This is a genomic window from Glutamicibacter sp. Je.9.36, from assembly GCF_051129975.1.
Classification (GTDB): Bacteria; Actinomycetota; Actinomycetes; order Actinomycetales; family Micrococcaceae; genus Glutamicibacter.
In genome coordinates, this window is record NZ_JBCPSN010000002.1 from 817,422 (window position 1) to 826,134 (window position 8,713).

The 8,713-nt window shown below is 58.8% G+C and carries 7 protein-coding genes and 2 tRNA genes; 3 read left to right on the plus strand and 6 right to left on the minus strand.

The features are described 5' to 3' along the window. Nucleotides 1-79 precede the first annotated feature (79 nt). Complete coding sequence (locus tag AAZQ98_RS08255; protein WP_434691287.1) at nucleotides 80-637, plus strand: hypothetical protein; 558 nt, start codon at nucleotides 80-82, stop codon at nucleotides 635-637. Nucleotides 638-728: 91 nt separating this feature from the next. Here AAZQ98_RS08255 and AAZQ98_RS08260 read toward each other — a convergent pair whose 3' ends face one another. The 4 genes from AAZQ98_RS08260 to AAZQ98_RS08275 all read right to left on the minus strand — a co-directional run bounded on the left by AAZQ98_RS08260 (nucleotide 729) and on the right by AAZQ98_RS08275 (nucleotide 4,979). Next, nucleotides 729-1,490: a PIG-L deacetylase family protein gene (locus tag AAZQ98_RS08260; protein WP_434691290.1), complete on the minus strand. Its 762-nt coding sequence runs from the start codon at nucleotides 1,488-1,490 to the stop codon at nucleotides 729-731. Continuing rightward, nucleotides 1,487-2,431: an electron transfer flavoprotein subunit alpha/FixB family protein gene (locus tag AAZQ98_RS08265; protein ID WP_434691293.1), complete on the minus strand. Its 945-nt coding sequence runs from the start codon at nucleotides 2,429-2,431 to the stop codon at nucleotides 1,487-1,489. Before AAZQ98_RS08265 ends, AAZQ98_RS08260 begins: the two co-directional genes overlap by 4 nt. A 12-nt stretch (nucleotides 2,432-2,443) precedes the next feature. Beyond that, complete coding sequence (locus AAZQ98_RS08270) at nucleotides 2,444-3,265, minus strand: electron transfer flavoprotein subunit beta/FixA family protein (protein WP_434691296.1); 822 nt, start codon at nucleotides 3,263-3,265, stop codon at nucleotides 2,444-2,446. Nucleotides 3,266-3,455: 190 nt separating this feature from the next. After that, nucleotides 3,456-4,979: a S1C family serine protease gene (locus AAZQ98_RS08275; RefSeq protein ID WP_434691298.1), complete on the minus strand. Its 1,524-nt coding sequence runs from the start codon at nucleotides 4,977-4,979 to the stop codon at nucleotides 3,456-3,458. A 319-nt stretch (nucleotides 4,980-5,298) separates the two neighbouring features. Between AAZQ98_RS08275 and AAZQ98_RS08280 the strand changes: the two genes are divergently transcribed. Then, nucleotides 5,299-7,281 carry a TPM domain-containing protein gene (locus AAZQ98_RS08280; protein WP_434691301.1) on the plus strand — a complete coding sequence of 661 codons (1,983 nt, stop codon included), beginning with the start codon at nucleotides 5,299-5,301 and terminating at the stop codon, nucleotides 7,279-7,281. A gap of 70 nt (nucleotides 7,282-7,351) precedes the next feature. Further along, nucleotides 7,352-8,083 carry a PspA/IM30 family protein gene (locus AAZQ98_RS08285; RefSeq protein WP_434691304.1) on the plus strand — a complete coding sequence of 244 codons (732 nt, stop codon included), beginning with the start codon at nucleotides 7,352-7,354 and terminating at the stop codon, nucleotides 8,081-8,083. Nucleotides 8,084-8,199: 116 nt separating this feature from the next. On the opposite strand, the gene AAZQ98_RS08290 is transcribed toward AAZQ98_RS08285, so the two are convergent. Together AAZQ98_RS08290 and AAZQ98_RS08295 are read right to left on the minus strand one after the other, a co-directional pair. Then, nucleotides 8,200-8,273, minus strand: a tRNA-Met gene (locus AAZQ98_RS08290). A gap of 359 nt (nucleotides 8,274-8,632) precedes the next feature. Next, nucleotides 8,633-8,706, minus strand: a tRNA-Met gene (locus AAZQ98_RS08295). Between the last annotated feature and the right edge of the window lie 7 nt (nucleotides 8,707-8,713).

The window sequence follows — 8,713 nt, forward strand, 5'->3', positions numbered from 1 at the left end:
TATAAAGTAGGCTCGAGTCTGTACCCGCAGTTTTCGGGTATTGAACTGTGCCGACTACATTTCGGGAGAATCCAAGACAATGAACGGTAGCCATTCTCAGCACCGCGACGAGCCCCAGGACGAGAACCTGGGACTAGATCTGGTGAGCCAAGTGGCCAGCAGTTCACGTGCAGCCAAGAAGAAGCCTAAGCGCTGGATCTTCGCCGTCACGGGACTTGCCATCATCGTTGTCCTAGCGGTGGTCATTTTCTCCCTGCTCAATGGAGGCACCAAGGCGTCCAAGGCGTCCAAAGCCGACGATGCAGTCACCGAGACCGTCGAATTGAAGAGAGGCGGGCAAGCGGTGCTCAGCTCGTCGAAGTCCGAAAGCGCTGTGGGCGTCGAGCTTTCCGAGCTGCCAGCCTTGGACGGTTCGGAACAGTACGTTGCATGGGCAGTGCATGAGTCCGGCAGCGTCTCCGTGATCGTTTCCAGCACCGGTGAAGATGCCGCGGCTGGGCTGTCTCCAGCTGAAGACGTGATTGCCCTCCACATCACCATTGAGGGATCCAAGATCCCTGACGCTCCATCTGAAGATGCTGAAGCATCGGTCGACCTGCCACTGGCTCAAGACCAGGCAACGGAAGACGAGAGCTAGCAGCCCACCTCTGGCCACCCAAAAAGTTCGGGGCGAAGATCAATTCTTGATCTTCGCCCCGAACTTTTATCCGGTCTTCTTTGCTGGATTCTCAGAACCCGGCTATAGTGTCGTGCGCGTTCACGGCAACCGCGTGGAATGCTTCGGCAAGCTTGCCTTTCCCCAGCTGGCCACGCTCGGCGTTTTCCTCGCACTGCTGCAAAACATAGTTTTCCATGGCGGCAACATCCGGGTGCTGGGTGAAGTGCGAACGCAAGGCGTCCATCTTCTTATCGAAGAATCCGGTGATGTCCACGTAGGCGTTCTCGCGTTCCTGCGGAGCCCCGCACAACCAGAGCCAAGGCACCTTGTAGGCTTCCAGTCCTTCGCCATGCAGCAGCTCCGGGTAGGAGAACGGATTCTCCACCGCCGGGTAGATCGCACGGGTGACCGCTTCACCGCAGGCCAGATGGTCTGGGTGCGAAGCCTGTATCCGATCCCACTTGCGCTCGGGGTGCATCGCAATCACGATGGTTGGCTTCACCTGGCGCATCAGCCGGACCACCTTGCGCATGACATCGTGGTTGGCTTCCAGGAAGCCATCGCGTTCGCCAAGGAAGTGGACCGTTTTCACACCCACCTTGGCGGCGGCCTGTTTCTGCTCTTCGTGGCGCAGCCTAGCCGTTTCCTCAGGATCCCGATCATCAAAACCGCCGGCGTCGCCGTCAGTCATGATGCAATACTGAACCTCTGCCCCCGCCGCGGTCAGGGCCGCTATCGTCCCGGCTGCCCCAAAATCCAGGTCATCGGGGTGGGCACCGAAGGCCAGGACCCGTTGGGAGGCTGCACCAATGAATTGCGCTGTATCGATCATGCCTTGCGACGTCGAATCTCTTCGGCGGCCTGCGGCAGGACCTTGGCCAGATCACCAACGATACCCAGGTCTGCGATCTCGAACACCGGGGCGTCGACATCCTTGTTGATCGCGATGATGAACTTGCTGGTCTGCATTCCGGCCTTCTGCTGGATCGCTCCCGAGATGCCGGCCGAGATGTACAGCTGCGGTGCGACGGTGGCACCGGTCTGGCCGATCTGCGCATCGTGCGAGATCCAGCCGGCATCGGTAGCTGCACGAGAAGCGCCCACGGCAGCTCCCAGGGCATCGGCAAGGTCTTCAACCGGGCCGAAGTCTCCGTTGACACCACGACCACCAGCAACCACGACGCGCGCTTCGGTCAGTGCAGGTCGATCACTTGCGACTTTGGCCTCCGCCGCAGCAATCCGGACCTTGGCATCGTTGGAGTTCTCCAAAGCCAATTCCTCAACTGCCAGGGCGGTGCTGGAGGCCGCTGGCGCGTCTTCGATGCTGTTCGGCTTCAAGGTGGCAAACAGGGTGCCGTTGCTTGCCCTGGCCTGAACACTGTAGCTTCCTGCCAGTTCATCCTTGGTAGCTACAAGATCCCCGCTGATGCCAATGACGTCGGTGATAATCGCACCGTTGCGGCGCACAGCCAGGCGGGCACCGAGCTCACGGCTGAAATTGTCATTAGCAAGCAAGACCAATTCGGCGGCAGTAGCCTGCACGGCTGCGTCAAGCACGGACATCTCGTGGTGGCCGAAAACTGGGGCATCGCCGGAAGCGGTGAATAGCTTCACCACGCCGTAGGAAGCGAGAACCTGCTGGGCTTCGTCGCTGACTTGGTTGGCAACGGCCACGGCCGGGTTCTCGAAACCAGAGACCAGGGTCAGCAGTTCGCGCTGTGCTTTGGAGGGAGCCGCGGAAAGCTCAGTGAAAAATACTAGTGCTGAAGGCATGTTCAATATTCCTTAGATCAGCTTCTGTTCGGCCAAGAAATCAACCAAGGCGATACCTGCCTGGCCGCTGTCGTTGATGACCGTTCCGGCTTCGCGCGCAGGGCGGGCTTCAGCTGCGATAACTTCGGTGTTCGAGCCGAGGGCGCCGACCGCGGCTGCATCCAGGCCGATAGCGGCCAGGTCCAGCTCGGTGATAGTCTTCTTCTTGGCAGCCATGATGGCCTTGAAATTCGGGTAGCGCGGCTCGTTGGCCTGGTCGGTGACCGAAAGCACTGCCGGCAGGTTCGCCTTCAGGGTCAAAGTGCGATCCTGATGATCACGCTTAATGGCCAGTTCACGCTGTGCGGCATCGAACTCAACAGCCAGCGCGTGAGTCAGCTGCGCAAAGCCCAGCCGTTCTGCGAGCTGGGCTGGAACGACCGAGGTTTCAGCATCGGTCGAGGACATTCCGGTAATAACCAGATCCACGTTGCCGGCATGCTCAACCAGCGCCGCAAGCGCTTTCGACGTGGCGACGGTGTCGGAACCGGCCAAGGCGTCATCGTTCAGGTGCAGCCCTGAGCTGGCACCCATCTGCAGGGCCTTCTTGACGGAGTTGCCCGAACCCTTGCCGCCCATGGTCGCGGCGATGACTTCATGCCCGGCGGCGAATCCGCCGTTGGCTTCCACGATGGACACAGCAGCTTCCACGGCGTATTCGTCAAGTTCGGAGAGTACTGATTCTGCACGGTCAAGGCGCAGCGTTCCCGAATCGATATGACGGTCAAATTGAACATCTGGGACGTGTTTGACCAGGACCACTATTTTCAGTGGAGTGGTGCTTTCCTCGCTCATTCGCGCCTTCCTACGAGCTTCGATGCCCGCACCGGTGCGGGGCACCGGGGCAGGCTAATTCCTTCAGTGTCTATCGTATCGACACAATGCAGTTCACTGGGAGTTTATCGCTCTCAGATCAACAAGTGACGCGGGCTAGTCGATCACCAGCCCGCGTCACTTGTTTCACAGCGTCATCATGACGATTTGTTTAGTTATTTGACAGCGCTCCGACAGTTGCTGTTGCGGTCTGTTCCTTGCCATTGCGAAGGAAGCTGATTTCCACTTCTCCCCCGGCTGGAATCTCGCGGATGGCCGCGGTCACGGTCTGCGAGTCCTGGACTGCACGGCCGTTGACGCCGGTGATCACGTCACCGGATTTCAGGCCTGCCTTATCAGCTGCCGAGTCAGGGCTAATTTCAACAACGCGGGCACCCACCGAGAACGCCGAAGCGTTCTGCTGGTTGGATCCAGCTGCGCCCTGCGGGGTCACTGTGGCTCCGAGCAGGCCGTGGGTAGCCACGCCGTTATCGATCAGTTCCTGGGCAACGCGCTTCGCGTAGTCGATAGGGATCGCGAAGCCCACGCCAATCGAGCCGCCTTCTTCACTGTTGCCTGCCGAGGCAATAGCAACGTTGACACCGATGATTTCACCATTGGCGTTGACCAATGCGCCGCCGGAGTTGCCGTGGTTGATCGCCGCGTCAGTCTGGATGACGTTTACGTAGATCGAACCGCTTGAACGCTGCTGCTCTTGTTCCTGTCCCGGGAACTGGAAGTTGAATTGGTTGCCATCCTCGCCCTCGCTCTGGTCGCTTTCCTTCGGAACGGCCGAAGAAGCGATGGAGATGGTGCGGTTCAGGGTGGAAATGATGCCGTCGGTGACGGTGCCGCTTAGACCCAGCGGTGCGCCGATGGCGACAGCGGTATCCCCGACATTCAGCTCGGCCGAAGAACCCACGGTGGCAGGCACCAGGCCGTCGGCCTGGATATTGATGACTGCCAGGTCCGATAGAGGATCTGTGCCTACCACGGTGGCACTATGCACCGAACCGTCGTTCATCTGGACCGAAATTTTGGGATTGGCAACTTCGCCACCCAGGGTAACCACGTGGGTGTTAGTCAGAATATTGCCCTTGTTGTCCATGACGATGCCCGATCCGGAACCGCCGGAACCGTTGCCGGAAACCTCGATGGTCACGACACTGGGGCTTGCCTTGGCGGCAGCCGCGGTGACTTCGGTGACCTTGTCCGGGTTGTTGATCACCACGCCCTCACGCGGCGAGCTGCTCACCGAAGACGATCCCGCGTCGTCATTCATCAGGTAGGTCGTGCCAGCGGCAGTGACGCCACCTACCAAGGCCGCGGCAACCATTCCGGCGATGAGCGTGCTGCCAGAGAAGGACTTCTTGTCCTTGGAAGGCTTCTCGGGCGGAATCGGGTAATTCGCAGGCTCGTTGGGCGGAGCGCCATAAGGGGAACCGTAGGGAGAGCCGTTCTGGACTTGCTGGGCGTCGGAATGCTGTCCGTGGGAGTGGGCCGCGTTCTGCGTTCTGTCAACGGACGGCGCGGGGTAAACGCTGGTTGGATTCTCGCTGGCGCTTGGAGCCTGATTCACTCGCGGGTAGCGCACTGTAGGTTCGGCCGAAGCAATTGGGTCGTTATTGGTGTCGTTATTTGGCTCTGCTGAATCGCCCGCATCGTTCCCACGTGGCTCATTCGGTGTCTGGCTCATGGCTTGCCTCTTTCGGACTGTCGAATCTCTTGAGTTCTATTATCCAACTCTGGTCTGTGGCATCGAATTGTGGTGTCTGAGCACCGGCTGTGAGTTAACTATTCTGCCAGCTGAATGTCGTAGACGTTGTTCATTAGGGCAAATAGAATCAATCATAAGTGTGAACCCAATCTCGGGGATCACCAGATCGGGATTCTCCCGATTTTAGATTGACTGATGCATTTCAGGTGGGGAACAAGACATGCGTATGAAAGCTCGACGGCTCATTGCTGGAGCAATATTGGCAACGGTAGCCTCTTTCGGCTTATCGGCACCCGCGATGGCTGAATCGCCTGTAACGATTCCACCTGGCGACTTTGTCGTCGATTCTTCAGGCGTGCTCGGTTCCGACGAAGCGCGTTTGGAATCCGAAATTAAAGAACTTCGCAGCGATACCGGACTAAACCTGTTTGCGATATTCGTCGACGAGTTCTCCAACCCAGCCCAGGCCGATCAATGGGCCGCCGAAGTTGCCAACCAAAAGGGTTTGGGCAGCGCTGACTCCATCCTGGTGGTGGCAACCGAGACCCGCCAGGCATATTTTGCTGGCGCCGAAGGCGGTCCGATTGCCAAAGCCGATACCGAAATCTACAGCAGCCAAATCAGCCCGGCACTCAGTGAGAAAAACTGGGCCGGTGCAGTCGAGGGGGCCATCGCCGGCATGCGCAGCGTTGAAGGTGGAGGCAGCCCAGATGGTTCTTCCTCGGGCGGAGGTTTCCTAACCGTCGTCCTGGCCATTGGTGCCGTTGCTGTGGTTGGGTTCCTTTTCCTTTCACGGCGCAGCAAGAAGAAGACCGCGCAGCTCGGCCAGAGCCAAGGCCAACACCCAGGACAGTACGGCGCCCCTGCTCCGCAGCAGCAGCTGGTCCCCCTGGACAAGCTCCGTTTGCAGGCAGACCAATTGCTGGTGGCTGCAGATGACTCGATCCGTTCTTCACAGCAAGAATTGGGCTTCGCCGAAGCACAATACGGCAAGCAGGCTGTCCAGGTCTATGTGGAGGATATTGAACAAGCCAAGAACCACCTGACTGAATCTTTCCGTCTGCAGCAGCAGTTGGATGACGATATCCCCGATACCGAGCAAGATCAGCGTTCATGGTTGAATGAAATCATCGACCGTTGCCAGAAGGTCAACAGTTCCCTGCAGGCCCATGCCGACGAGTTCAAGCAATTGCGCCAGCTGGAGCAGAATGCCGAGGATCGCATTACTGAGGTATCGGCGAACCAGGAACCGCTCAACCAGAGGCTGTCGGCCCGCGTGGCAGACTTGGAACGCCTTGCCGGCCAATATGACGCCAGCGCAGTATCGCAGATCAAGGACAACGCCGACCAGGCCGCCGAGCGCCTGACCTTTGCTTCTTCCGCCTTGAAGCAGGCATCAGAGAAACTGGCCACTGACCGATCCAATGCCGCGATCTTGATCCAGAATGCGGAAGAAGCCCACGACCAGGCCGATGTGCTGCTCAAGGCCATCAACAAGGCTGGCGAAGCCTTGGGGCAGGCCCAGCAAGACTTGAAGTCCGCAATCGCGCTGGCCGAACGCGACCTGGCTCAGGCCAACGCCTTCGTGGGCAACGGAGCAAATCCCCGCCTTTCCAGCGCCGCGGCCGGTGTCGAAAGCACTCTGGCGAATACCAAGCAAGCACTGAGCAGCGGCAAATACAACCCGCTGGCTTTGATCACCCAGCTCGATGAGTCCGTTCGCCCGCTTTCAGAAGCTCTTTCAAGTACGCGTAACCAGGCCCAGCAGGAACAATCAGCCCGTGCACAACTGGATTCGTTGCTGCACACCGCAGCGTCGCGCATCAGCGGTACCGACGATTACATCCGTGCCCGTCGCGGCGGCGTCCGCTCTTCAGCTCGAACCCGCCTTGCTGAGGCGCAGCGCACCTTCGATGAGGCGCGCTCGCTTTCTGGCAGCGATCCGCTGCGTGCTGTAGGTTCCGCACAGCGTGCCATTCAGCTAGCTGACCAAGCTGCGCAGATGGCCGAAAGCGACGTCAGCGGATTCGACGGCTTCGGCGACTCGCGCGGTTACGGGAACTACGGCCGTGGCCGCGGGGGCGGGATGTTTGATGGCATCGGTGGCGCGATGCTCGGAGGCATCCTGATCAATACCATCCTCGGCGGCGGAGGCCATGGCGGTCATTCCGATGGCGGCGACGGTGGAGGTTTCTTTGGCGGGGGCGGCTTCGGTGGCTTCGGCGGCGGAGGCGGCTTTGGAGGAGGTGACTTCGGAGGCGGAGGAGGCGGCAACTTCTAGCTTGCCGGACCAGTTTCACCAGAAGGTTTCAAGTTCACAGTGTTTTCTTGACGGACAGAAAGGTCCAACCATGATCAAGCAGTCAATCTTCGGACGCATTTCCCAGTTGGCCAAGGCCAATATCAATGCAATGCTCGACTCAGCTGAAGATCCCCAGAAAATGATGGATCAGATGGTGCGCGACTACAACGACAATATTGCTGAAGCAGAGCAGGCGATTGCCCAGACCATCGGCAACTTGCGCATGCTGGAAGACGACTTCCGCGAAGACGAGCAGGCAGCTTCCGAATGGGGCAACAAGGCTCTGGCAGCATCCAACAAGGCAGAAGAGTTCCGTGTCGCAGGCAATGGCGATGATGCCTCGAAGTTCGACAACCTGGCTAAGGTCGCCATCCAGCGCCAGATGCAGGCAGAGTCCGAGATGAAGACCGCCGAGCCGACGATCGCTTCGCAACGCGAGATCGTGGACAAGCTCAAAAGCGGCTTGAACATGATGAAGGAAAAGCGTACCGAACTGGCAAGCAAGCGCGACGAGCTGGTCGCCCGTTCCAAGTCGGCACACGCTCAAAACCAGGTCAATGAAGCCATCAAGTCCGTGAACATCATGGATCCGTCCAGCGAAATTGGTCGCTTCGAAGAAAAGGTTCGTCGCGAAGAAGCCCGCGTTCGCGGTGCTGCAGAATTGCAGGCATCAAGCCTGGACTCCCAGTTCGAGTCTCTGGAAGATCTGGGTGAGCAGACCGAGGTGGAAGCCCGTCTGGCCGCTCTGAAAGCCAAACAAGCCGATGCTTTGGAGAGCTAAACTTTCTGCTCTCTGAACTTTGTCAATTGGCTGGCAGTGCGAAAGCATTGCCAGCCAACTGCTTTAATGCTTAAACCAAAAACGGAGACCCTTCCGGATCTCCGTTTCCACTTTCGTGGCGGGGAGAGGATTTGAACCTCTGACCTCCGGGTTATGAGCCCGGCGAGCTACCGAACTGCTCCACCCCGCGTCGGTAAATACAACATTACCAATCAGTGAATGACTTGGCTAATCCTGGGATAGTGCATTGCGTCACCAAGAGACCTCTGGCTCGTGAAGCGGGGGAAATCGTCTCACTCCCCACAGGCTCTCCCCCGGATGAGGGGAAGACTTTTCAGGACCATCCGGCGAGCTCGAAATAAAATCAACGCCACGGATCCGCTGCCTGTCCGCCTCGGCCCCGTGAATGCGGACATATTAGTTGCTCCCCCATCGGGAGGCCGATCATGTGCCTACTGGCGCTTGGCCACGCTCACCCGTTGGCGCCGTCCTGAGAAGTCCGGTTAAACCAAAAACGGAGACCCTTCCGGATCTCCGTTTCCACTTTCGTGGCGGGGAGAGGATTTGAACCTCTGACCTCCGGGTTATGAGCCCGGCGAGCTACCGAACTGCTCCACCCCGCGTCGGTAA